Here is a 23,667-nt window from a genome sequence, read left to right on the forward strand (position 1 = left end):
CCGGTCGTCGAACGGCAGACTCGAACCGTCCGGCGAGGCTCGAACAGCCTGGCGAACCCTTTTGCCCGCGTACGCCGTTGAGCACCCTGATGCCGTCGAGACGGAGCCTGCTGGGGAGGCTCTCCGCGGCGGTGGGGGTCGCGGCCGCCGGCTGTGCCCGACTTCGGCCGCCGCCGGGACTGGACCTCCTGGCGAACCCGCACGACGTTCCACGCCGCCAGTTCGCCCAGCGGGAGCGCCTCCGGCGCGACTCGGACGGCAACCCGCTCCAGGCGCGCCACAGGCGGGTGCTGCTGCTGGACCTCCGGCGGGAGCCGTCCGCCGAGGCCGGCCGGACCGTCGAACGGGCGTTGCGGGGCCTGGAGGGGGCGTTCGAGTGGAGTCCCGACGGGCTGTTCCACCTCCTCGCCTGGGGGACCAACTACCTCGACGAGCACGGCGCCCTCGGCAGGGTCCCGACCGAGCATCCGACGGTGCTCTCGCGGACCGACGACCCCGACCTCCTGCGGTTCGACGCCGCGCTCGTGCTCGAATCCGACGTCCCCTCACACGTCGCGGCGGCCGAGGGCGCGCTGTTCGGCGACCGCGACGAACTGAACGGCACCCCGGTCGAGCACCGGCTCACGGACGTGTTCGACCGCCGTTCGCGCCGGACCGGATTCCTCGGCGAGGGGCTCCCGGCCGCCCACGCGGACGCGGAGGGCGTCCCCGCCGACGCGATCGCCGAGGACGCACCCATGTTCACCGGGTTCCGCTCCGGCCGCGAGGGGACCCAGGCGAGCGAGGACCGCGTGACCATCGAGGACGGCCCGCTCGAGGGCGGGACGACGATGCACCTCAGCCACCTCGCGCTGAACCTCCGCCGGTGGTACGACCGCCCGGAGGCCGACCGCGTGAAGCGGATGTTCGACGCGGAGACGACGCCCGAGGACGTGGCGGGCATGACCGATCGGGTGCCGTTCGCGAACGCGGTCGAGGCCCACGCCGGCGAGCACGGCGTGGTCGGCCACCACGAGAAGGTCGCGCGGGTCCGGGAGGACGGCGAACCGGTGATCCTCAGGCGGGACTTCAACACCGTCGACGGCGGCCGCCCTGGCGTCCACTTCCTCGCCCTCCAGCGGAGCCTGGACGACTTCCGACGGACGCGCAAGTCGATGAACGGCTGGTACCTGCGTGACGACTCGCCGGACATCACCGACCGGGTGAACAACGGCATCCTCGACGTGATCCGGGTCCGCTCGCGCGCGAACTTCGTCGTCCCGCCGCGGGAGAAGCGTGCGTTCCCGCTGACCGTCACGTAGCACGTCGTCCCGGGGTCCGTGTTCCCGGTCGGCCGCCGGTCCGTCGCCCGGTTCGCCTGGCCCGACGACCGGGTCGGTTCCCGACGGGGCCGCGGCTACCCGGACGGGGGCGCGTTCGGCGGCCGCTCGTCGTCCCCCTCGAGGAACACCGACGCGAACAGGTCGACGTGGAGCGCGAGCAGGCGTTCCGGCGCCAGATCGGCCGACCCGGCCTGTGACGCGAGGAACGCCTCGAGGTCGTCGCTGGGGGCGAACCGGACGAGCTCGCCGCCGTCCTCGAGTTCGAACGTCACCTCGGTCGCGCCCGAGACCAGGTGCTCGATCTCGAGGAGGGCCTGCTCGAGTTTCACCTCCAGCGCCTCCTCCTCCTCCATCATCCGCTGGTCGGCCCACTCGTCGGCCGCCGCCGCCAGGCGGTCGCTCACCGGGAACGAAAGCGCCATCAGGACGACGCCCCCTCGACGCCCGATCCGACGCCGCGGCCGGCGGCGAGCGTCCCGGACGCCGGCCCCTCCGACGCCACGACTCCCTCGGCGCGTCCGACGCGGGGCTCCCCGCGGTCCGCGGATTCGTGCTGCATGGACGGTGGAGCGCGAAGGGGGTGGTTCAGCGTTCCTCCTCGGGCATCCAGGGCTCGGGGCCGGGGTCGGACTCGCCGATCTCGCCGAAGAGGACGAACAGCAGCGCCAGCGCCGCCACCATGACCGCCAGGCCGACGAGTCCCGAGACGGCGGTGTAGCCGACGCCCGCCGAGGAGGCCCAGACGGACTCCATGTTGTTCATCGTGCGGAACGCGATGACGACGAGCCACGCCCCGAAGCCGACCGCCAGCGCCGTCAGCACCCAGCTCTGACCCACCGCGTTACGGATGCTCATGCTAACTACTGACACGTACTGGGTCAAAAAACTAGCCCGTCGGTGGATCGCCGCCGGGGCCGTCTGGAGCGTCGACGCCCGCGCGACGCCTCACGGATCCGAGAGCGACCACCCGGCGCCCTCGGCGGCCTCCGCCACCGGGACGAACTCCCAGCCGGCCGCCTCGGCCCACGCGCGCTCGCCGGCGTCCTCGACGCCGACGAGCACCATGCGCTTCGCGTAGAACATCGAGTGCTCGTCGACCTCCGCGAGCCGCTCGGCCGGCCCGGTGCCGGTGCCGTTGAAGAAGTCGAGGTCGAGGCGGTTCTCGCGCTGGAACTTCGTGAGGACGTGGGCGTCCACGTCGCCGACGATGCCGACCCAGTCGGTCCACGTCTCGGCGTCCGCGAGCGCTGCGTGGAGGTCCTCCAGCCGCCGGATCGCTACGTAGGAGATCGCCATCGTCATCTCGTCGGCGCCGCCGCCGTGGGGGCCCGAGGCGTCCGGTTGCTGCTGGGTCCCCTCCTCGCGGGCGTCGGCCGGGACGCCCCCGCCGCCGCCCGACTCCATCGGGATGCCGACCGGCCTGTCGTCGTTCGTGTACGGGACCCGCGGGGTCGCGGGTGGCCGGTCGTCGGTGCCGTTAGCGTCGTCGGAGACGTACGCCTCGGAAGCGGCGGGCGCGTCAGCGGCGGGGATGTCGGGCGAAACGACGCCCGACGATTCCGCCGCCGTCGAGCCCGCATCGGGGTCGCCCGTCTCGTCGCTACCCCCGTCGACCCCCTCAGTCGCCTCGCCGTCGGCGTTCGCGACCGCCGCGTCCGCGAGGCCGCCTACCCCCTCCTCGTCGGACGGCGCGGGAGCGGACGACTCGGTCGGGCCGTCCCCTCCGTCAGTCGGGCCGTCCCCGCCGTCGTTCCGCCAGAACCAGTCGCCGCGGTTCGGGCGGTCCTCCCCGTCCCCGTTCGAGACGTCCAGTTCGTCGAGGTCGATGCGGTCAGTCATGGGTGGTCGAGTCGGCCGATCCGACCGAGTCGGTCGGGTCGTCGTCGGTCCTGCGCTCGTCGGTCGGATCTTGGCCCGACGGGAGCGCGTCGGTCGACAGGTCGAGGCGGTCGCAGGTCGCCGGCGTCGGGACCCCGTCGGCGGTCCAGCCGCGGGCGGCGTAGTAGGCGTCGAGCAGGCGGTCGAACGCCCCGGGGTCGACCGCACGCCCCGCCGCCGGGGCGTCGCCCTCCGGGAGCGACTCGCCGAACCACTCGGGGAGCGCGTCGTCCGATCGGTCGAACCCCTCGCGGACGTTGAACAGGCGGACGAGCGTCCACACCCGCTCGCCCACCCGGTCGAGGTCGTCGTGCGGGACGTCCAGCGCGTCGAGCCACTCGGCGCCGCGGTCGTCCCACAGCGTCTCGCCGGCGAAGTCGTCGACGACGAGGCTCCAGAGCACCGAGCGGGCGTTCTGGGCCTCGACGACGGCCCGAACGTCGTCATCGGCGTCGTCGTCCTCCCGGAACACGGCATCCTCGATGGGACGGGCCCGCCGGTGGCAGCCGCCACGGTCCGACGTCGCGTACGCGAGCGCCATGCCGGGCGCACCCCGCGGGTCGTACGCCGGCAGCTCCATCGACTTCACGGTGGGCACGAAGTCGTCGCCGCCGTAGCGCGCCGCGGCCTCGTCGACGCCGTCGGCGAGCGCGTCGGCCAAGTCGCCCTCCCGCCGGGCGATGCGGCCGACGAGTTCGCGGGCGGCGGCCCCGTCGCCGAACTCGAATCCCGCCTCGCCGGCGCGGACCGCCCAGGCGACGGCGTTGCCCGCGGTGATGACGTCGACGCCGAGGCGGTCGCACGTCTCCCCCAGCGCCGCGACGGCGTCGAAGTCGTCGAGCCCGAGCCCCGCGCCGAGGGTCATCGGCGCCGCGCCCCGCGGGATCGTCTCTCCCTCGTCGGTCTCGATGCGGAAGCCGCCCGGGACCGCCTCGTCCGGGTTCTCGCGGCCGACCGCGGCGTCGGCGGCGGCCTCGATGCCGATGCCGTCCACGTCGGTCGCCGTCTCCCGCCAGCCCCGGGCCGGGAGCACCCCGACCTCGGCGGCGAAGTCGACCGACTCCAGGGTCTCGCCGGCGGCCTGCCAGCGCCCGACGTCGTCGTCGACGAAGGCGGCCCCGTCCCGCTCGTGGAGGTCAGCCAGCGCGTCCGGCACCTCGGGGGCGTCGCCGCGCGCGACGACCGCCTCGAGGTTCTTCGCGCCCATGACGGCCCCCGCCCCGCCGCGGCCGGCGTGGTGGTCGCCGCCGTCGGAGGCGATCGTCGCGTACGCCACCTCCGCCTCGCCAGCAGGGCCGACGCAGGCGACCGCCGCGTCCGGGTACGCCGCGTCGGTCTCGACGGTGTCGGCGCCGGCGAGGTCGCCCGCGGGTTCGAGCCGCGGCTCCCCGTCGCCGACGACGAGCGCCGTCGGCTCGGCCGCCTCGCCCTCGACGACGACGCCGAGGCAGGCGGGGAGCGACCCGGCGAGGCGGTCGGGGAACGCCCCGCCCGAGTAGGAGTCGAGGAACGCGCCCGTCAGCGGCGACTTCGTCACCGCGGCGTAGCGCGACTCGCCGGGGAGCGCCCCCGAGAGCGGGCCGAGCAGGAAACAGAGCAGGTTCTCGGGCCCGAGCGGGTCGGCGCCCGCCGGGAGCTCCTCGTACAGGTAGCGCGCGCCGAGCCCCTTCCCGCCGAGGTAGCGGCGGCGCCACGCGTCGGGGACGCGTTCGAACCGGACCTCGCCCGCCCCGAGGTCCGCCCGGAGGACCCGCGTTCGTCCGTCCATCGGTGTATGTCACCCCGTTCACACGGAAAAGCGTTCGCCCGTCGAAGGCGGTGGCCGGAGTGTGTCTGTGGGTAGCGAGCCATAGTGACGGGCGGAGGTACGACGGTGCTTTCGACTCAGATATCGACCCGATCGCATCCGTACAGTTCCCGAAAGCCCCCGCGGCTGTCGGCTCGGTGCGGCCGGCTGCGCTCCTCGGCTCACTTCGGTCGCACTGCGGTGCTTACCGATCCGCGCCGTTTACGAGACGCACGCGTCTCGTGAACGTCGCCGACAGCCGCGGCCCCTTTCGGTTCCGCCCGGACCGCACCTCACCCTCCCTTACCTCGGAGCACGCTCCTCGGAACTCGCCCTCGTGTTCGAAAATCGAAGATCTTCGTCGGTACGGGAACTCCCCGAGTTCCCGTCAGCGGCCAGATTCCGCAGGAATCTGGCAGCATCACGAAAGGCGCGAAGCGCCTTTCGAACGACTCCGCTCGCGTGAGCAGCCTCTGCACTCCTCGCGTTCGTTCCCTCCGGTCACTCACGCTGCGCTTCTTCGTCCCTCGCGCGCGTCCGGCTGACACGGAGGTCGGCCGGCACGCGCCGGGCGGCTGCTCCCTCCGCGACCACGGACGACACGACAAGCACTATCCCCGCCGACTCCCCAGTCCCGGGCATGGATGAGGCGACGGTCGAGGGGTCCGGGACGACGGAAGGGACCGAGGACTCCAACGGAGCGGAACGCCGGTACGCCGTCGTGATCGCGGGCGGACGTTCGACCCGCTTCGGCGATAGCGACAAGGCCGTCGCCCCGCTGGCCGGGACGCCGATGATCCGCCGCGTCGCCGACCGCCTCGCCGGCGTGACGGACCGCCTGGTGGTGAACTGCCGGCCGGACCAGCGCGAGGCCATCGCCGACGCGCTCGCGGGCTACCCGAACCCGGTGCGGTACGCCGAGGACGAGGAACCCGACCTCGGGCCGATGGCCGGCATCCGGACCGGCCTCAGGGGGGTGGAGGCCTGGGGCGGGCCGGACGCGCTCGCGTTCGTCGCCGCCTGCGACATGCCGTTCCTCGACCCCGGCCTCGTCTCGCACCTGTTCGACCGCGCCGCCGACCGCGACGCGGCGGTGCCCCGCCTCGACGACGAGTGGTTCCAGACGACCCACGCGGTCTACCGCGCCGGCCCGATGGCCGACGCCTGCGACGCCGCGCTCGCCGAGGGGGAGGGGAAGATCATCGCGCCGCTGTTCGAACTCGACCACGCCGTCGTCGAGGAGGACGAGGCGCTCCGGTACGCGGACGAGTCCACCTTCGAGAACCTCAACACCCGGAAGGAGTTCGAGGCGGCGGCCGAGCGGTTCGGGTGAGGCGCGACCGCGGAGCAGCGGGAGCGTTCGCGGTCGTCGCGGTGCCCGTGGTGGCGAAACGGACGACCTAGCGAACCACGTCCACGACCTCGCCCTCGCCCATCCGCGCGACGACGACCCGGTCGATCCGCCCCGACCCGTCCGCCGCCAGCGCCGCCTCCGCGACGTCGCGAGCGACCGACTCGAGCGCCTCGTCGTCGGCCTTGTTCACCAGCGGAACCGCGGACGCGCCCTCCGGCACGCCCTTCAGTCCTCCCTCCGGCGACGCGAGCACTTCGCCCACGGCCTCCGCGGTGATCCCGTCGCCCGGTTCGAGCCCCGTGATCGCGCTCACGCGCTCGGGTCGGTGGACCGCCTCGTCCGACAGGGGCTTCCCGACCGCGCGGACCGAGGCGACCGGAATCACGGCGTCCGCCCCCGCCGGAACCTGGGGCTCGCGGTCGCTCGGCGCCTTGAACTCGCGCATCCGGGCACCGTCGGCCTTCACGAACGCGGGGCCGTCGTGGCCCGCCGCGAGGTCGTCGACCGTCTCGCGGTCGTACCCGTGGTAGCGGTCCGAGCGCTCCCGTTCGGGGACGAGGCCGAGCGGGAAGTCGTCGGGCGCGGCTTCCCGGAGCGCGGCCCCCGGGTCGTCGGTGACGACCACCCGGGAGACGTGCTCGTCGAAGATGGGGATGCGGACCGTGGCGGTGACGACCGCCCGGTCGGCGCCCCTCGCGAGCGCGTACAGCGTGGTCTTCTTGCCGCCGGCGCCGACGACCGCGACGAGGCCGTCGGCCGGGAGCGCCTCGGTCGGGGTCATCGCGCCGCCCGGATCTCGTCGGCGAGTTCGTCGGTGTCGGGGAACGTCAGCGGTTCGTCCGCGCTCCACGTGTAGGTGATTCGGCGATCGGCGTCGACGACGAAGACGGCGCGGTTCGCGATGCCGGCGAGCGGGCCGTCCTCCCGCTCGACGCCGAACTCCGCGATCACGGGGTCGTTGAACCCGGAGACGAGCGGGTAGCCGAGGTCGTACTCGTCGACGAACGCGAGCAGCGACCACGGCGTGTCGGCGCTGACGCCGTACACGTCGGCGTCGATGTCGGCGAGATCGGCCCGCCAGTCCCGGAGCCCGCACAGCTCGCGCGTGCAGGTCCGCGAGTAGACGCCGGGGAAGAACGCGAGGGCTACGGGGCCGTCCCGGAGGGCCGATTCGAGGTCGAACTCCGCCACGTCGTCGCTCGTGTAGTTCCCCCGTTCGGCCTCGCTCGCGGCGTCCGGGGTGGCCATGGGCGCGGTGACGGCTGGCGCGTCGTCTCCCGTCTGGAGCATGGGGGACCGTTGGCGCCCCCCGCGATAATGGTTGGTGGCGATTCGAGGGGGAACGGCTCTTCCGACGGCGGTCCGGCCGGGGGAACCGGCCAGTGACGACCCCCGTCGCGTCTTTCACCCCAGCGCGTGTTCGTGGCGCTCGCTCGCCACCTCGACGGTCGCGTGTACGGCGCCGAGTTCGGACTCGACCACCTCGTGGATCCGGGACACGAGCGCGTCCCGTTCCTCGATGGACGCCGTCGAGTCGATCACGAAGACGGACGCGACGACGATCCGACTGGAGAGCGACCAGACGTGGAGGTCCTCGACGCGCTCGACGCCGTCGAGTGCGGCGACGGCCCCGCGGACCGCTTCCGGATCGACGGGGCTCTCCTGCAGGAAGATGCCGCCGCTCTCCCGGAGGAGTCTCACCGCCGTCCAGACGATCAGCCCCGCGATGAGGACGGCCGTCAGCGGGTCGACGACCGTGAGCCCCGTGAACCGGACGACCAGCATCGAGACGACGACCGCCACCGACGCGCCCGCGTCCCCCAGGAGGTGGTAGTAGGCGCCCCGCTCGTTCAGGCTCATCTCGCCGCCCTGTAGCACGTAGACGGACCCGAGGTTGACGAGGAGGCCGCCCGCCGCCAGCGCCATCGTCGCGGTGGCGTCGACCTCGACCGGCGACAGGTACCGCCGGTACGACTCGTACACGAGATAGAGGACCATCGGCACGAGGAGGACGCCGTTGAGGAACGCGGCGAACGGTTCCACCCGGTGGAGGCCGAACGTCCACCGGCCGGACGGGGTCGTCCGCCGGGTGACGAGCGCCGCGCCGAGGGCGACGACGTACGCCAGCGCGTCGAACAGCATGTGGAGGGCGTCGCCGACGAGCGCGATCGACCCGAACGCGAGGCCGCCGAGGAGTTCGACGACGAAGCCGACGAGGTTGATCGCCGCGACGGCGCCGAGTTTGCGGACGCTCCGGTCGGTCCCGATGGCCCCGCCGTGTTCGTGCCCCGTCATGGCGACTCCGTGAGGGAGTATCCGCGCGGACGGGATAGTAGTTCCTGGGCACGCGGTCGAACGACCGGAACCCTCAGCGTTTACCTCCCCTCCAGCGAACCAATCTCCATGCAGATCGCGCCCTTCGAACTCGAACGCTGGTTCGCGGAGTACGAGCACGAGGCCGACATCATGCTCGCGGAGTCGGGCATCCGTTCGCTCCCGGCCGACCGTTTCGACCTGGACCCCGGCGACGTCGGCTACGTCATCCCCACGAACGGCGACCCCGACCTCCGAGCCGACGTCGGCGACCGCTACGGCCGGAGCGCCGACGAGGTGCTTTTCACCTGCGGCACCCAGGAGGCGAACTTCCTCGCGTTCCTGGCGCTGCTGGGCTCGGAACGCGGCGACGAGGCGGTCGTCGTCACGCCGACCTACCAGGCGCTCGACGGCGTCCCCGAGGCGTTCGGCGAGGTGACCCGCGTCGGCCTCGAACCGCCCGGGTGGGAGCTCGACGTCGACGCCGTCGCGGACGCGGTCACCGACGACACCGCCGTCGTGGTGCTCGCCAACCCGAACAACCCGACCGGGCGCTACCACCCGGAGGAGACGGTCCGGGAGCTGTACGACGTCGCCGCCGAGCACGACGCCTACCTGCTCTCCGACGAGGTGTACCGCCTGCTCGCCGAGGAGCCCATCCCGCCAGCGGCGTCGTTCGGCGAGTGGGGCCTCTCGACGGCGAGCCTCACGAAGGCGTACGGGCTGGCGGGCACACGGTTCGGCTGGCTCGTCGGCGACGAGTCGGTGGTCGAGGCGGCCTGGGAGTGGAAGGACTACACGACCGTCTCGCCGTCCATCTTCGGCCAGCACGTCGCCCGGCAGGCGCTCGGGGAGGCCGAGGACGGGATCCTGCGGGAGAACCGCGAACTGGCCCGGAAGCACCACGACATCGTCGTCGAGTGGCTCGACGAGCACGGCCTCGACTGGCACGACCCGGTGGGCGTCAACGGCTTCGTGACGGTCCCCGACGGGTTCGACGGCTCGCGGGAGTTCTGCCGGACGGTGGTCGAGGAGGCGTCCGTCGTGCTCGCGCCGGGCGACGCCTTCGGCCACGACGGCTACTTCCGAATCGGCTTCGGCCTGCCGACCGACGAACTGGAGGACGGACTCGATCGCGTGGGGGACGTCATCGCGGAGTGAGGGCCCCGAAGGGCCGGATTCGGCACCTTGGCGCGGTCGCTATCAAACCGTTTATACCGCCCGACCGGGAAGTCCGGTGCATGCCGAGAGAGCAGAAGCAGGTCCGGGAACTCCAGGAAGGGAGCTACGTCATGATGGACGACTCCCCCTGCAAGATCAACCACTACAGCACGGCCAAGCCGGGCAAACACGGCAGCGCCAAGGCTCGCGTCGAGGGGAAGGGCGTCTTCGACGAGAAGAAGCGTAGCCTGAGCCAGCCGGTCGACGCGAAGGTGTGGGTCCCCATCATCGAGCGGAAGCAGGGCCAGGTCGTCTCCGTCTCCGGCAATGACGCGCAGGTGATGGACCTCGACACCTACGAGACGTTCACGATGCGCGTCCCGGAGGGCGAGGACTTCTCGCCGGACCAGAACATCGAGTACCTCGAGTACGAGGGCCAGCGGAAGGTCCTCGGGTAGCGCCGTGACCCTCCCGTTCCCGGGCGCGCGGGCGGCCGGCGACGGGACCGACGCAGTCACGAACGACGCCGACAGCGCAGACCCCGTCGACGATGCCGACGCCGCCGACTACCTCGTCGTCGGCGCGCCGCTCGACGCGACGACCACGTTCGAACCGGGGACGCGTTTCGGACCCGAACGCGTCCGCCGCTTCGCGAGGACGTTCGACGACTACGACCGCCGCACCGACTCGCGCTTCTCCGAGGCGGCGGTCCACGACGCCGGGGACGTCCCCGCCTGGGACGACGTCCCGGCGTACCTCGACCACCTGACCGCCGAACTCCGAGCGGCCGCCATCGACGACGCCGTCCCGCTCGCGGTCGGCGGCGAACACACCGTCACCTGGGCCGGCGTCCGCGCGACCGAACCGGACGTCCTCGTCGTCCTCGACGCCCACCTCGACCTCCGCGAGGCGTACGACGGCAACCCGTTGAGCCACGCCTGCGTCGTCCGCCGCTGCCTCGACGGCGGCCCGGACGGGAACCACGCCGACGGGCGCCGCGACGACGCCGACCACCACACCGTCGACGAGGTCGTGGTCGTCGGCGCTCGCACCGGTTCCCGGGAGGAGTGGGAGCGCGCTGGGGCTGACGACGTGACCGTCGTTCCGCCGGAGGACGCCGGTGAGTGGTCGGAACTCGCCCCCGACCTCGACGGCCGGGACGTCTACCTCTCGGTCGACGTCGACGGCGCGGATCCGGGGTTCGCGCCCGGCACCGGAACGATGGAGCCGTTCGGCCTGCACCCCTGCGAGATGCGGGACGTCGTCCGCGGGGTTGCGGGTCGCTGCGTCGGCTTCGACGTCGTCGAGGTGAACGACCGCGACGACGGGCAGGCGGCGGCGCTGGCCGGGAAGCTGTTGCGGGAGTTCGTCCTCTCCCACCGGGCCGATTCGAATCGGTAACCCGGGCCGACGCCGAGGGCCACGACTCCGTCAGGACCGCGTTGGAAGCCCCCGGACGTCGAGGGGAACGTCGCGACCGGCGGCTCGGTCGCACGACTTCGCCCCGAGGACGGGGTCCCGCCTGCCCGAAGCCGATTTCGAAGACGCGGCGTCCGGCACACACAGGCTACAAGCCCCCGGCCCGTACACCGGCGTACATGGACCGCCCGGAGTTCGTCGCCCGACTCGACGAGGAACTGGACACCGCAGCCTACGCAGACCTCGACGCCAGCCCGAACGGGCTCCAGGTCGGGTCGGCGGCGGGCGAGGTCGAACGCGTCGCGTTCGCCGTCGACGCCGCGGTCGCGACCGCCGAGGCGGCCGTGGCCGCCGGCGCGGACGCGCTGGTCACCCACCACGGCATCGTCTGGGGCGGGCTGGACCGCGTGACCGACGGGGCGTACGAGCGCGTCGCGCCGCTGGTCCGCGAGGACGTCGCGCTGTACGTCTCACACCTCCCGCTGGACGGCCACCAGGAACTGGGCAACGCCGCCGGCGTCGCCGACGTGCTGGGGCTGACCGGCCGGGCCCCGTTCGGCGAACTCGGCCCGGAGTACGTCGGGCAGCGCGGGACGCTTCCGGAGCCGAGGGCGGCCGCCGACGTCGCAGCGACCCTCGATGGGGAACTGGACCACGCGGGCGAGGGCGTGCGGGTGCTCGACTTCGGCCCGGACCGGATCGAGGACGTCGCCGTCGTCACCGGAAGCGGGAGCGACTGGCTGGACGAGGCGGTCGAGGCCGGCGCGGACGCGCTCGTCACCGGCGAGGGGAAGGGGAAGGTGTACCACGAGGCCAGGGAGGCCGGACTCACCGTGTTCCTCGCGGGCCACTACGCGACCGAGACGTTCGGCGTCCGCAGCCTCCGGGACCTCGTCGACGGCTGGGGGCCGGAGACGAGCTACGTCGACCACCCGACCGGGCTGTGACGGGGCGCTCACGGGTCGCTGACGGGTCCTGGGGGAGTCGCCCCGAGGGACGGCCCGGTCTGCCGCCCGTGAACCACGCAACTCTAACCCCCGCGCGCCGCACGTCGGAGCATGACCGACGATCACGACGGGGTCGACCACGACGACGCCGACGGCGGCCGCGAACCCCGGCGCGAGGCTTTCTCCCACGACCCGCTGGGCCACGCCGAGGTCCGCGGCGGCATGACCGTCGCGGAGCTCGTCGAGCAGTACGGCCGCGCCGGCATCGGCGCCGAGTCCGTCCACGAGGCGGCCGACGTGCTCGCGGAGATGCTGGGCAGCGAGGACTGCACCGTGTTCCTCTCGCTCGCGGGCGCGATGGTCCCGACCGGGATGCGCCGGGTCGTCGCCGACCTGATCCGGGACGACCACGTCGACGCGCTGGTGACGACCGGCGCGAACCTCACGCACGACTCCATCGAGGCGATCGGCGGCAAGCACCACCACGGCGAGACCCACCAGGAGGGGAAGTCGCTCCGCGAGCACGACGAGCAGCTGCGCGACGAGGAGGTCGACCGGATCTACAACGTCTACCTCCCGCAGGAGCACTTCGCCGAGTTCGAGGCCCACCTCCGCGAGGAGGTGTTCGCGTCGCTGGCGGAACGGGACGACGCGGTCAGCATCGCGGAGCTCTGCCGGGAACTCGGGCGCGCGAACGCCGAGGTGAACGAGCGCGACGGCGTCGAGGAGGGCCCCGGCGTCGCCGCCGCCGCCTACGAGCACGACGTGCCGATCTACTGCCCGGCCGTCCAGGACTCCGTGCTCGGGCTGCAGGCCTGGATGTACTCGCAGACGTCGAATCTGACGCTCGACGCGCTCGCGGACATGACGCCGCTGACGGACCTCGCCTTCGACGCCGACGAGGCGGGCTGTCTGCTCGTCGGCGGCGGCGTTCCGAAGAACTTCACGCTCCAGACGATGCTCGTCACGCCGCGCGCGTACGACTACGCCGTCCAGATCACGATGGACCCCGAGGCGACCGGCGGGCTCTCGGGCGCGACGCTCGAGGAGGCGCGCTCGTGGGGCAAGCTCGAGACGGACGCGCGGAACGCCTCCGTCTACGGCGACGCGACGGTGTTCCTCCCGCTGTTGCTCGCGGCCGCCCGGGAGCGCGTGGAGTCGTAAGCGGGGCTTTCCACCCGTCAACGGCCGATAGGGCGCCCTCTTCCTACGCGGCCTCGGCCCATCCCGGCGTCCCAACCAGTCGGCCTGCGAGCGCGTCCGACCCGGATCCCTCGACGCCTAGGCGGAGGGTACGGTTTCCCCGTTGACCTGAAGTCGAGTGAACCGTCTCGGCCGTTTATCCCGTTCTCGCCCCGCCCCTAGCCCGCGGCCGTCCGCCCCGCCAGTCCGAAACCATGACACGGCAGTACCAGCACGCACCCACCGATCGAGGGGAACCGAACCGCCGGCGACCCCGCGACCGCGTTCCGGACGACCGACCAGCGGACCGGTACGGGTCGCGGGCGCACGACGACACCCGGCCCGCGGGAGGAACCGCCCGGCCCGAACGCTCGTACTCCCGGACCGACCCGCCACCCGGCGGGGAACCCGACCGGCGCCCGCCCGGAGCGTCACGGCCCCCGCCGCCCGAGCCGCGGGCCGGAACCGCCTCGACGACCGGTCCGCCGCCGGGCCAGCAGAGTCCGCAGGAGGGTTCCATCCCGCAGCCACAGGGTCCGGACGGCCAGCAACCTCCCCGGGAGGGGGCCGGTGGACCCGCGGCGGAGGTGGGGTCCCCGCTCGTCGACGTCGTCGAGACCGGCGGCGAGGTCCACGTCGTCGTCGACCTCCCGGGCTTCGACGAGGAGGAGATCACCATCCAGGCGGACGACGACACGCTCTTCATCGCGGCCGAGCGCCCGGCCGCCGCGGGCGAAACGGGGGGTGCGGGCGGCGAGGAGTTCGACGTGGTGCGTGCCGAGCGCCCGCGTCGGCTGGAGCGCACCGTCAGACTCCCGCCGAACGGCGACGTCGATGCCGCGACCGCGACCTACGAGGACGGCGTCTGCACGGTCACGGTACCGAAGGCGGAGACTACCCGCAGACGGATCGGCTTCCAGTAGGCCCCGAGAGGACGGTTTTTCGTCTTTCGAGTCCCCTCGGCCGCTCCCGACGTTCGAGTCGCTCGACGCGCGGAAAGCAACCCGAAACTCCTTTGAGCGCGTACGCGGTAAGACGTTCGTACTCGGCAGTAACCCCGCCGTACCGCCGACGCGGCGCCGGCGGCCCCTAACCCATGACAGGAAGCAGCTATCGAGTCGTCTCGGAGGTGCGGGCCGACGGCGATCTCCTCGACGTCCCGTCGGGCGCCCGGGACGTGACCGTCGAACCGCTCGGGCGACCGGGGATGGTCCGCGTCACCTACCTCAAACCGGTCCGAGAGATCGCCATCACCGGGAGCGACGACGACGCCGACCGGCCCTCCTATCTGGCGTGACGTCGGACGCGCGAGCGCCGATCACGCGCGGGTCGCGTGCGCGGATTCCGTTCCGATCACCCGTTGCGAGCCCGATCACCCGCTCCGACTGACGTCCCTCTCGGTCGCGGTCTCGGCCCCGTCGAACGCGTTGGGGGTCGGGAACCCCACCTCGAGGCGGTCGTACCCCGTCACGACCTCGACCGTCTCCCCGTACCGTCGACCGAACACGAACGTGAGCGTCGCCGCCTCGTCGACGACCTCGTAGGCGTCGTAGCGGCCGTCGTCGGCCGCGAACTCCCCGAAGTAGGAGTCGGGGACCGCCGAGGCGGTCGTCGCGAGCGGCCGCCCGACCCAGACGGTGACGTCGGTGTGGGCCCCTGGGTCGAACAGGCCGTCGTACAGCGCCGCGACGGTCTCCTCGGCCAGTTCGACCCGGAGCGTCTCGCCCGCCGCCCGGAGGTCGCGGTCCACGTCGGCGAGGATGGGCGACGCTGGTCCACGTTCGAGGACGTGCCGGGCGGCGACTGCCTGGTCCACGGTCGGGAAGGTTCGTCGGGTGACCTGAAGGTTTCCGTTGACGGCGGCGCGGAACGGTTTTTGCGGGCGTGGCCGTACGGTGGGGTGGCCGATGACGAGGCGACCGCTCCGAGCCGGGGTGGCACCCGCGCCGTGAGGAGCCCTATGAGTGCCGAGGCCACCGATTTTGGAGGTAGCGGTCTTCTCTGGACGATCCTTGACCGTGACCGCGGTAGACGTAGGCCCGGACGGTCCATCATCGACCACGGCCAGTCGTTCGACACTGATCCGGGATGGACACCGGAGAAAAGTCGGGCGCGCCGAAACGGAATGCGGCCTCGTCGAGGAGGAGGTCGACCTGCCCGGACGCGTGACGCCCGCCGCCGCCTCCTTGGACGTGGGATCGCTCCTCCACCTCGCCGGGATCGATCCGCCGGACCCGACCCCGCATTCGATTCCGTGGCAGGTAGGCGATCAGGCCGCCTCGACGTGCTCTAGCGTGACGCCGTCGAACTCGGTGACGTAGTCGGCACCGAACGCCGTGACCGGCGTCTGAAAGCCCGGTTCGGTCCCGCCCGAGACGACACGTCGGGCCGACTCGACGGCCGTCGCCGCGGTCAGGTCGTACGTATCGGGGGTCGTCATGCGTGCGACGGCGCGGTCGCCGTCGTCGGTCGTGGCTTCGCCCCAAACACGCGCGGTGCTCCGGGCACGTTCGTCGGGAGTCGGTCCCGAGACGAATCGATCGGCGGCCATCCCCAGGAGCCGCTGGAGCGGCTCGAAAGCGAGCAGGGGCGTGAGTCGTCTCCCCAGTCGCATCGCCCTGACCGCGACGGCCGGGACGACCGCGTACGTTTCGACGTTTTCGATCCCGGTCGAATAGTACGCGGTCGAGACCGTGCCCCAGGGAACCGTCACGCCGGTTTCGTCCCCGAAGCCGAAGTCGAACTCGCGGGTCTTCCAGGCGACGGGTACGCTTCGGATCTCCCCGTCCTCACGGACGGCCCCCGGTCGGTCGAGGCTCTCGACGATCGACTTCACGGTCCCCGGCGAGAAGGTGCCGAGACCGTCGATTGCCAGCGTGAGCCGCTCGGTCTCCGGGAGCTCCGCGTCGAGTGTGGCCGCGAGACAGTCCGTCGGAACCACGTCGAATCCGACGGCCGGGAGAACGGTGACGTCGGCGCGTTCGGCGTCCCGATCGCGCTCGGCGACGGATTCGACAGTCTCGATGCGACCGGCGATGTCGAGATAGTCGGTCCCGGTCTCGAGACAGGCATCGAGGAGCGGGCCCACGGTCCTCGAGAACGGCCCTGCACAGTTCAAGACGGCGTCGACGTCCCCGAGCTGCGACTCGACGACGCCCGGATGGGCGAGGCTGAACACCCGATGATCCAGGCCGAGTTCGGTCGCCTGCTCCTCGAGCGGTTCGGCCCGACGTCCGGCCAGGACCGGTGCGTCCCCGGCGTCGACCGCCTCGCGGGTGATGAGGGAACCGGCGTAGCCGTACGATCCGTACACGAGTACCCTCCCGTTCATGGGCGGAAGTTGGCGTCCGAACCCGTTAACTATTGTTCGTAGTGAGCGACGAACACGGGGACTGAGAGACCTGCGAGCCGGGGTTCTTGCTTGCTCGCCCTGCCCCCGGATCGTGACCGAGATACGCCCGCTACCCCTCCCACGACCCGGCGGATGGCGTGTCGGACGGCTGGATGCGCCGACGTACGGGGGCCACGAGACGTACCCCGAACTCCGGACGGCGGGCGAGCCGTGAACGCCGAGGCCGGCTTTCCATTTACAGATTTCCGAGCGGGAAGTGAACGAACGGCCAGTAACTAACGCCTACTCGTCCGTCATCCGATGGACAACGGCCGTTCCGTGTCCGATTCGGGTGTGGTGTTTATTAACGTACGAGGCCTACTCCGTCCGTCATGGACGCGGGGGCTGGAGTCACCCGTCGGGACGTGACCCGACTCCTGGGAGTCGCCGCGGCCGGCACCGTCGCGGGATGCACCGGCGCCCGGGAACGAGGTGAGCCGTCGCCGGATAGACCGAACGGTTACGTTGTCGGGAGCGCCTCGGACGCACAGACGCTCAACTTCGTCCAGATAGCGGACGGCGCGTCGTCGGCGCGGGTCGGACTGACGATGGACGGGACGTACGCCATCACCCCCGACGACGAACTGTTCCCGCTCTGGGCGGACGTGAGCACCGAGGACGGTCGCGTCTACGAGGTATCGCTCCGGGAGACGCTCCGCTGGAGCGACCCGTACGGCCCGATGACCGCGGCCGACTGGGTGTACATGATCCGCAACGTGTTCCAGTCCCCGGACAACTGGGCGGGGTTCGTCGGGCGGAGCGACTGGGTTCGAGACGGGTCGTTCGTCCCGGTCGAACGGACCGGGACGTACAGCTTCGAGGTTCGCCTGCCCGAACCCGAGCCCGAGTTCCCGATGAAGCCGGGGCTCTGGGGGGCGCTCTGTCTGCCGAGGGGTCTGCTGGAGCGGTACGTTCCCGAGAAGGACGTCGAGGGGATGCGCCGGGACGCCGAGATCCAGACGCTCTCGTACACGGGCAACCTCGGACCGTACCGCTTCGAGCGCTGGGAGCGCGACGCCCGGTTCGTCGCCGTCCGGAACGAGGACTACTACATGCACGACGTGGCGGACGTCCCCGACGAGTGGCGGACCGCCCCGCACTTCCCCCGTTACGTCTTCCAGGTCGTCCCCGAGGAGAGCGCGCGTCTCTCGGCGCTTCAGTCCGGCGAGGTCACCGAAACCGGCGTCCCGGAGACGAAGGTCGACCGGACCGCCGCGCTCCCGGGCGTCGAGGTGAACGTCGCCCCACAGCCGTTCTGTTCGCTGCTCGTCTACAACCAGCGCGCGAACGGCTGGACGCCCCTTCGACGACGGACGGTCCGGGAGGCGCTCTCGTACGCGATCGACAAAACGGCCGTCGTGCGGTACATCCTCCGGGGGTACGCGAACGTGGCCCACACGTTCCAGCCGGCGTTCTCCGCGTGGTACGACGCCTCGCGCGTCCGGGAGACCGGCGTCGGGACGGGATTCGATCCACGGGAAGCCCGCGATCGCCTGATCGCGGCGCTCGGCCCCGACGGCTACCGGTACGACGATCGGGGTCGGCTGCGCGCGCCGGACGGGCGGCCGGTCGCGCTCCGGCTCGTGTTTCCGGTGGGGTCCGAGACGACACAGACCGTCTGCGAGTTCATCGCCCAGTCCTACGACGAGGTCGGCATCGAGGTGACCCTGCGGGCCGTCCAGTTCAACACGCTCCTGTCGCAGTACGTCTCGAACGGCGCCCGCGAGGGCCGGGGCGCGTGGAACGCCGGCCCGTTCAACGGCGGCACCCGCGAGGAGTCGACGAGCCCGGAGCAGTGGGACCTCCAGTACGGCATCGTGTTCAACACCTACCCGCGGACGCCGACCGCGACCCGCGACTTCTGGGTGCGCGACGGCGCGGTCAACTTCTTCGGGTACGAACCCGCCGTCGACCTGGGCGCGCTGTACGACGAGGCCGCGACCGAACTGAACGAGGACCGGCGTCGGGGGCTGTTCGCGCGCATATTCGGCGTCCTCAGCGACGACCAGCCGTGTAACTTCCTGCACTTCAGCGTCGCCATCACCGGCTACCTGTCCGGGCTGGAGGGGCCGGTCGAGCGCTTCGGCACCGGGTGGAACTACCAGACCTGGCGGTTCACGACGGCGGCGAACGTCCACGCACCGCTCCCGGGGCGGAGGGACCGGCGGTGAGCGCAGGCTGGTACGTGGTCCGGCGCCTCCTCTGGGCCGTGGTCGTGACCTACCTCATCCTGAGCGTGACGTTCGCGTTCATCGTCCTCACGCCGAACGCGCAGGTGGCCGAACTCCAGTTCCAGACGGCGGCGAGCGGCGGCGACCCCGGCGAGGCCGAGCAGGCGTTCGAACGTGCACGCGGCCGGGAGGGGTCGCTCGTTCGGCAGTACCTCACGTACATGGGTAACCTCCTGACGCTCAACTGGGGGTGGTCCGACACCCGCTCGCAGCCGGTGACGGAAGCCATCCTGGAGGCGTACCCCTACTCGCTGATGTACGCCGCGCCGGCGGTGATCCTCTCGACGGTGTTGGGGCTCGCCATCGGACTCTACTCGGCGACCCACCGCTACACGGCGGGCGACTACCTGGCGACGCTGTTCGCCTTCTTCGGGTTGAGCATCCCGAACTTCTGGCTCGGCATCGTCCTCCTCCTGGTGTTCGGGGTCGTGCTCGGGTGGGTTCCGGTCGTCTTCGACCCCGACGTGCCCGCGTTCAGCGTGCGGAACGCCGCCCAGCTCGCGCTACCGGTGCTCGTGCTGGCAACGAGCTCCGTCGCCGGGATCATGCGGTACACCCGGGCCGAGGCGCTGGAGTACGTCCGCGCCGAGTTCGTGAAGATGGCCCGGGCGAAGGGGGCCTCAGAGTGGCGCGTCCTCACCCGCCACGTCTTCCGACCCGCGCTGGTCCCGCTGGTGACCATCCTCGTCGGCGACCTCCTCGGCATCTTCCTGGCGTTCTCGCTGCTCGTCGAGGTCGTCTTCGGCATCCCCGGCCTCGGTCGGCTGAGCTACCAGGCGTTGCTCAACGGCGACACGGCGCTCGTCCTCGGGACGACGCTCGTTCCGGTGTTCCTCGCGGTCGTCGGGAACCTCCTGCAGGACGTCGCCTACAGCGTCCTCGACCCGCGCATCGAACTGGGAGGGCGCGAATGAGCGCCGAACCCGACGCCGACCGGCCGTCGATCGACGATCGGGCCCCGTTCGAGACCATCGACTGGGAGGCGATCGAGGCGTCGCCGCGGCCCGCCCTCCGCACGTCCGTGTTCCTGGTCGCCCTGGGGTCGTTCGCGGTCGCCTTCCTGTACGACCTGCTGATCGTCCCGCCGTACGAGCCGACGGTCGCCTCGTGGGACGTGACGGCGCTGGACTGGCTGTTCATGCTGACGCTGCTGCTGGTGGGGTGTGGCCTCCTCGTCCCGCTGGCGACGAACCGCCGGCTGATCGGCCACTACTGGCGGCGCTTCCGGCGCAACCGGGCCGCCGTCGTCAGCCTGTGGTACCTCGCGGCCGTCTTCGGACTGGGAATCGTCGGCCCGGCGGTCCTCCCACAGCCCACGCTGAACGTCGCGCACAGCTACCTGCCGCCGGTGGGGACGACGGTCCCCGCCTACGTGCCCGTCGAGTGTCTCGGCCCGGTGGTCGAGGGGGCGTGCCGGGGGACGTGGGCACACCCCCTCGGAACGACCCGGCAGGGGAAGGACGTCCTCGTGCTCGTCGTATACGGGATGCGCGTCAGCATGGAGGTCGGGCTGGTCACGTCGCTGCTCGTCGTGACCATCGGCACCGCCGTCGGCGCCGTCGCGGCCTACGTCGGCGGGCTCGTCGACGAGGTCCTGATGCGCTACGTCGACGTCCAGCAGACGTTTCCGACGTTCTTCCTCTACCTCCTGCTGGTCTACCTCTTCGGCGGCAGCCTCTTTCTGCTCATCATCATCTTCGGGTTGACCAGCTGGGGCGGCGTGGCGCGGCTCGTCCGGAGCGAGGCGCTCCAGCGCCGCGAGGAGGGCTACGTGACGGCCGCGGTCGTCGCCGGGGCGAACCGGCGGGCCGTCGTCCTCCGCCACATCGTCCCGAACGTCTCGAACACCGTCATCACGGCGACGACGCTGCTCATACCGGGGCTCGTCCTCGCCGAGGCCGCCCTCTCCTTTCTCGGCCTGGGCGACCCCACGGCCCCCTCCTGGGGGCAGGTCATCGCCAGCGGGCGGGGGGACCTCGCCGACGCCTGGTGGGTCTCGACCGTCCCCGGCGTCTTCCTCTTTCTGACCGTGCTGGCGTTCAACTTCCTGGGCGACGCGCTGCGCGACGCCCTCGACCCGCGGGTGGAGCCGTGACCGGGCCGCTGCTCTCGGTCGGGGACCTCCGGGTGACCTTCCACGCGGACGAGGGCGACGTGCGCGCCGTCGACGGCGTGAGCTTCGACGTGAACCGGGGCGAGGTGGTCTGTCTCGTCGGCGAGAGCGGATCGGGCAAGACCGTCACCGCGGAGGCCATCACGCGCCTGCTCCCCGTGCCGCCCGCGGAACTCGAGGGGGAGGTCCGCTTCGACGGGCAGGACCTGACGACGCTCCCCGAGGCAACCATGCGGGAGATACGGGGCGCGCGAATCGCCCACGTGTTCCAGAACCCGCAGGGCGCGCTGAACCCAGTCTACACCGTCGGATGGCAGCTGGTCGAGGCGATCCGACTCCACCGGGACGTCCCGGCCGCCGCGGCGCGAGAGCGCGCGGTCGACCTGCTGGCGACGGTCGGCATCCCGGACCCGGTCGCGCGCTTCGCGGACTACCCCCACGAGTTCTCGGGCGGACAGAAACAGCGCGTCGCCATCGCCATGGCGCTGGCGAGCGACCCCGACCTGCTCGTCGCCGACGAACCGACGACCGCGCTGGACGCCACGGTCCAACAGCAGATCCTCCGGCTCCTGGAGGACCTCCGGACCGCGACCGGTCTGGCGGTGCTGCTCGTCACCCACGACCTCGGCGTCGTCGCGGAGATCGGCGACGAAGTGGTCGTCCTCTACGCCGGGAAGGTGATGGAGCACGCGCCCGTGGAGGCGCTGTTCGACGCGCCCGCCCACCCGTACACCCGCGCCCTGCTCGCGTGTCTGCCCGGGACGGGTCGCGCGACGACCGAGGGGATCCCGGGGTCGCTGCCGGACCCGACTGACCCGCCCGCGGGCTGTCGGTTCCACCCGCGCTGCCCGTACGCGGTCGAGGAGTGCCGGGCCGGCGAGCAGCCGCCGCTGTACGATCGCGGGCCGGGCCACGACGTCTCATGCGTGCACTACGGGCCGGACGGCGACCCCGCGGTCGTCCTCGGGGACGCGGTAGCGGCCGCGATCCGTCCCGAGGCGGGCGGCGACCGGACGTCCGGGGGTGAGTCGTCGTGAGCGACCCCCTGCTCGCGGTCCGGAACCTCGAGAAACACTACCCGATCACCGAGGGCGTCCTCCGACGGGAGGTCGGGCGCGTGCGGGCCGTGGACGGCGTCACCTTCGAGGTGGCCCGCGGCGAGACGCTGGGGCTGGTCGGGGAGTCCGGCTGCGGGAAGTCCACCGTCGGGCGGTGCGTCCTGCGGCTGGAGGAACCCACGGGGGGCGAGGTCGTCTTCGACGGCGAGGACGTCCTGGCGCTGTCGGGCCGGGCGCGAAAGCGGTTCCGGCGGCGCGCACAGCTCGTCCCCCAAGACGCCGCCGCGAGCCTCGACCCCCGGATGAGCGTCGGCCAGTCGGTGGCCGAGCCCCTGGCGATCCACGGCTACGGCGACCGTGAGCGCCGGCGGGCGGTGGTCGCCGACCTCCTCGAACGCGTCGGGCTGGACGCCGACGACGTGGCCCGCTACCCCCACGAGCTCTCCGGGGGCCAGAAGCGCCGCGTCGCCATCGCCCGGGCGCTCGTGCTCAACCCCGCGCTCGTCGTCGCCGACGAACCCGTCGCCGGGCTGGACGTGAGCGTCCAGGCCGCCATCCTGCGGCTGCTCGCCCGCGTCAGGGACCGTTTCGATCTCGCGATGCTGTTCGTCAGCCACGACCTGAGCGTCGTCCGGGAGGTCTGCGACCGCGTCGCGGTGATGTACCTCGGCGAACTCGTCGAACTCGCGCCGACCGAACGGCTGTTCACCGATCCCGGCCACCCGTACACCCGCGCCCTGCTCTCGGCGGTGCCGGCACGGCACCCGCGCGAGCGGGGGCGAGGGACGGAGCTGCCCGGCGACGTGCCGAGTCCGGCGAACCCGCCGCCGGGCTGCCGGTTCCACACGCGCTGTCCCGAGGTGATCCCGCCGCCCGACTCCGACTTCGGGCAGGGGGCCTGGCGGGCCGTGATGACGCTCCGCCAGGACCTCGCCGCGGACGACCTCGACCTGCGGTTCGCACGGGAGCTCGCCGGGACCGACGACCCGGACGCCCTCGCGGCCGCCGTCCGCCGGGCCTACGACGTGCCGGCGGAGCTGTCGGACCCCGCCGCCGAGCGGGTGCTGACCGCGGCACTCGCGACGGCGGTCCGTGGCGACGGTCGGGCGGCGGCCGACCGGCTGGCGGACGAGTTCCCGACCGTCTGCGAGCACCGACACCCCCGCCGCTACCGGGCGGGCGAAGGGCAGTGGGCGACCTGCCACCTCCACGACGAGGCGCTCGACGCGAACGCGGGGCAGATCGTGCGGAACGAGATGCCGAGGGAGGAACGCTGAGGGCCGCGCTACGGCGACGGACGGGTCGTGAGCCGGCCCCGGTTCACGACCTCGCGGGTGATCGAGTAGAGCGGACCCTCGTGGCCCGGTGGGGGTTCGCGAGTTCGGAGCCGCCGGGGACCGCGTCGAAGGTCGTTCGAGCGCCCCCGCCGGTCGTCGTCGTCGTCGTCGATCCGCGGGTCGACGTGTTGACGGGGTCAGCCCGTCGACGGGGCCGACGGGTCGAACGGGACCG

24 protein-coding genes are annotated in these 23,667 nt (G+C 72.1%); 14 read left to right on the forward strand and 10 right to left on the reverse strand.

Annotated features, from left to right (window positions below; translation table 11 throughout):
* Positions 1-89: 89 nt before the first annotated feature.
* Positions 90-1,301, forward strand: a complete 1,212-nt coding sequence (locus HUG12_RS06500; RefSeq protein ID WP_179267986.1) for a DUF7405 family protein — start codon at positions 90-92, stop codon at positions 1,299-1,301.
* Between the two features lie 95 nt (positions 1,302-1,396).
* Here the strand turns inward: HUG12_RS06500 and HUG12_RS06505 are convergent, their stop codons facing one another.
* The 5 genes from HUG12_RS06505 to HUG12_RS06525 all read right to left on the reverse strand — a co-directional run bounded on the left by HUG12_RS06505 (position 1,397) and on the right by HUG12_RS06525 (position 4,968).
* Complete coding sequence (locus HUG12_RS06505) at positions 1,397-1,744, reverse strand: hypothetical protein (protein ID WP_179267987.1); 348 nt, start codon at positions 1,742-1,744, stop codon at positions 1,397-1,399.
* Positions 1,744-1,881 carry a hypothetical protein gene (locus HUG12_RS06510; protein WP_179267988.1) on the reverse strand — a complete coding sequence of 46 codons (138 nt, stop codon included), beginning with the start codon at positions 1,879-1,881 and terminating at the stop codon, positions 1,744-1,746. Before HUG12_RS06510 ends, HUG12_RS06505 begins: the two co-directional genes overlap by 1 nt.
* Before the next feature lie 26 nt (positions 1,882-1,907).
* A complete protein-coding gene (locus tag HUG12_RS06515) occupies positions 1,908-2,177 on the reverse strand; it encodes a hypothetical protein (protein ID WP_179267989.1) in 270 nt (89 codons plus the stop codon).
* 90 nt (positions 2,178-2,267) lie between these two features.
* Positions 2,268-3,161, reverse strand: a complete 894-nt coding sequence (locus HUG12_RS06520) for a DUF7124 domain-containing protein (RefSeq protein WP_179267990.1) — start codon at positions 3,159-3,161, stop codon at positions 2,268-2,270.
* A complete protein-coding gene (locus HUG12_RS06525) occupies positions 3,154-4,968 on the reverse strand; it encodes an aldehyde ferredoxin oxidoreductase family protein (RefSeq protein WP_179267991.1) in 1,815 nt (604 codons plus the stop codon). The genes HUG12_RS06520 and HUG12_RS06525 overlap by 8 nt, the downstream gene beginning before the upstream one ends.
* A gap of 658 nt (positions 4,969-5,626) precedes the next feature.
* Between HUG12_RS06525 and HUG12_RS06530 the strand changes: the two genes are divergently transcribed.
* Positions 5,627-6,319 (forward strand): molybdenum cofactor guanylyltransferase, encoded by a 693-nt coding sequence (locus HUG12_RS06530; RefSeq protein ID WP_179267992.1) that lies wholly within the window; start codon positions 5,627-5,629, stop codon positions 6,317-6,319.
* Between the two features lie 67 nt (positions 6,320-6,386).
* Here the strand turns inward: HUG12_RS06530 and yqeC are convergent, their stop codons facing one another.
* The 3 genes from yqeC to HUG12_RS06545 all read right to left on the reverse strand — a co-directional run bounded on the left by yqeC (position 6,387) and on the right by HUG12_RS06545 (position 8,635).
* Positions 6,387-7,121, reverse strand: a complete 735-nt coding sequence (gene yqeC / locus HUG12_RS06535) for a selenium cofactor biosynthesis protein YqeC (RefSeq protein WP_179267993.1) — start codon at positions 7,119-7,121, stop codon at positions 6,387-6,389.
* Positions 7,118-7,630: a redoxin domain-containing protein gene (locus HUG12_RS06540; protein ID WP_179267994.1), complete on the reverse strand. Its 513-nt coding sequence runs from the start codon at positions 7,628-7,630 to the stop codon at positions 7,118-7,120. Before HUG12_RS06540 ends, yqeC begins: the two co-directional genes overlap by 4 nt.
* Before the next feature lie 114 nt (positions 7,631-7,744).
* Complete coding sequence (locus tag HUG12_RS06545) at positions 7,745-8,635, reverse strand: cation diffusion facilitator family transporter (protein ID WP_179267995.1); 891 nt, start codon at positions 8,633-8,635, stop codon at positions 7,745-7,747.
* Positions 8,636-8,743: 108 nt separating this feature from the next.
* Between HUG12_RS06545 and HUG12_RS06550 the strand changes: the two genes are divergently transcribed.
* From HUG12_RS06550 to HUG12_RS06580, 7 genes are all read left to right on the forward strand, one after another.
* Complete coding sequence (locus HUG12_RS06550) at positions 8,744-9,814, forward strand: aminotransferase class I/II-fold pyridoxal phosphate-dependent enzyme (protein WP_179267996.1); 1,071 nt, start codon at positions 8,744-8,746, stop codon at positions 9,812-9,814.
* An 80-nt stretch (positions 9,815-9,894) separates the two neighbouring features.
* Positions 9,895-10,272, forward strand: a complete 378-nt coding sequence (locus tag HUG12_RS06555) for a translation initiation factor IF-5A (RefSeq protein ID WP_179267997.1) — start codon at positions 9,895-9,897, stop codon at positions 10,270-10,272.
* A gap of 4 nt (positions 10,273-10,276) precedes the next feature.
* Positions 10,277-11,215, forward strand: a complete 939-nt coding sequence (locus tag HUG12_RS06560; RefSeq protein ID WP_179267998.1) for an agmatinase family protein — start codon at positions 10,277-10,279, stop codon at positions 11,213-11,215.
* 197 nt (positions 11,216-11,412) lie between these two features.
* Positions 11,413-12,180: a Nif3-like dinuclear metal center hexameric protein gene (locus HUG12_RS06565; protein WP_179267999.1), complete on the forward strand. Its 768-nt coding sequence runs from the start codon at positions 11,413-11,415 to the stop codon at positions 12,178-12,180.
* A gap of 111 nt (positions 12,181-12,291) precedes the next feature.
* Positions 12,292-13,344: a deoxyhypusine synthase gene (locus HUG12_RS06570; protein ID WP_179268000.1), complete on the forward strand. Its 1,053-nt coding sequence runs from the start codon at positions 12,292-12,294 to the stop codon at positions 13,342-13,344.
* A 605-nt stretch (positions 13,345-13,949) separates the two neighbouring features.
* Complete coding sequence (locus tag HUG12_RS06575; RefSeq protein WP_179268001.1) at positions 13,950-14,285, forward strand: Hsp20/alpha crystallin family protein; 336 nt, start codon at positions 13,950-13,952, stop codon at positions 14,283-14,285.
* 173 nt (positions 14,286-14,458) lie between these two features.
* Positions 14,459-14,659 carry a hypothetical protein gene (locus HUG12_RS06580; protein WP_179268002.1) on the forward strand — a complete coding sequence of 67 codons (201 nt, stop codon included), beginning with the start codon at positions 14,459-14,461 and terminating at the stop codon, positions 14,657-14,659.
* A 75-nt stretch (positions 14,660-14,734) separates the two neighbouring features.
* Here HUG12_RS06580 and HUG12_RS06585 read toward each other — a convergent pair whose 3' ends face one another.
* Complete coding sequence (locus tag HUG12_RS06585) at positions 14,735-15,178, reverse strand: hypothetical protein (RefSeq protein WP_179268003.1); 444 nt, start codon at positions 15,176-15,178, stop codon at positions 14,735-14,737.
* A 453-nt stretch (positions 15,179-15,631) separates the two neighbouring features.
* Entirely contained in the window at positions 15,632-16,693 is a 1,062-nt protein-coding gene (locus HUG12_RS06590; protein WP_179268004.1) for a saccharopine dehydrogenase family protein, read from the reverse strand.
* 425 nt (positions 16,694-17,118) lie between these two features.
* Here HUG12_RS06590 and HUG12_RS06595 point away from each other — a divergent pair, with 425 nt between their 5' ends.
* Genes HUG12_RS06595 through HUG12_RS06615 form a run of 5 tightly spaced genes read left to right on the forward strand, consistent with a single transcriptional unit; the run spans position 17,119 to position 23,432 of the window.
* Positions 17,119-18,924 (forward strand): ABC transporter substrate-binding protein, encoded by a 1,806-nt coding sequence (locus HUG12_RS06595; protein WP_179268005.1) that lies wholly within the window; start codon positions 17,119-17,121, stop codon positions 18,922-18,924.
* Positions 18,921-19,898 (forward strand): ABC transporter permease, encoded by a 978-nt coding sequence (locus tag HUG12_RS06600; protein ID WP_179268006.1) that lies wholly within the window; start codon positions 18,921-18,923, stop codon positions 19,896-19,898. Before HUG12_RS06595 ends, HUG12_RS06600 begins: the two co-directional genes overlap by 4 nt.
* Complete coding sequence (locus HUG12_RS06605; protein ID WP_179268007.1) at positions 19,895-21,079, forward strand: ABC transporter permease; 1,185 nt, start codon at positions 19,895-19,897, stop codon at positions 21,077-21,079. The genes HUG12_RS06600 and HUG12_RS06605 overlap by 4 nt, the downstream gene beginning before the upstream one ends.
* Positions 21,076-22,134, forward strand: a complete 1,059-nt coding sequence (locus HUG12_RS06610; protein ID WP_179268008.1) for an ABC transporter ATP-binding protein — start codon at positions 21,076-21,078, stop codon at positions 22,132-22,134. The genes HUG12_RS06605 and HUG12_RS06610 overlap by 4 nt, the downstream gene beginning before the upstream one ends.
* Positions 22,131-23,432, forward strand: coding sequence for an ABC transporter ATP-binding protein (locus HUG12_RS06615; RefSeq protein ID WP_179268009.1), 1,302 nt, complete (start codon positions 22,131-22,133; stop codon positions 23,430-23,432). The genes HUG12_RS06610 and HUG12_RS06615 overlap by 4 nt, the downstream gene beginning before the upstream one ends.
* Positions 23,433-23,667 lie beyond the last annotated feature (235 nt).

This window comes from Halorarum salinum (assembly GCF_013402875.1).
In the GTDB taxonomy this organism is placed as follows: Archaea; Halobacteriota; Halobacteria; order Halobacteriales; family Haloferacaceae; genus Halorarum; species Halorarum salinum.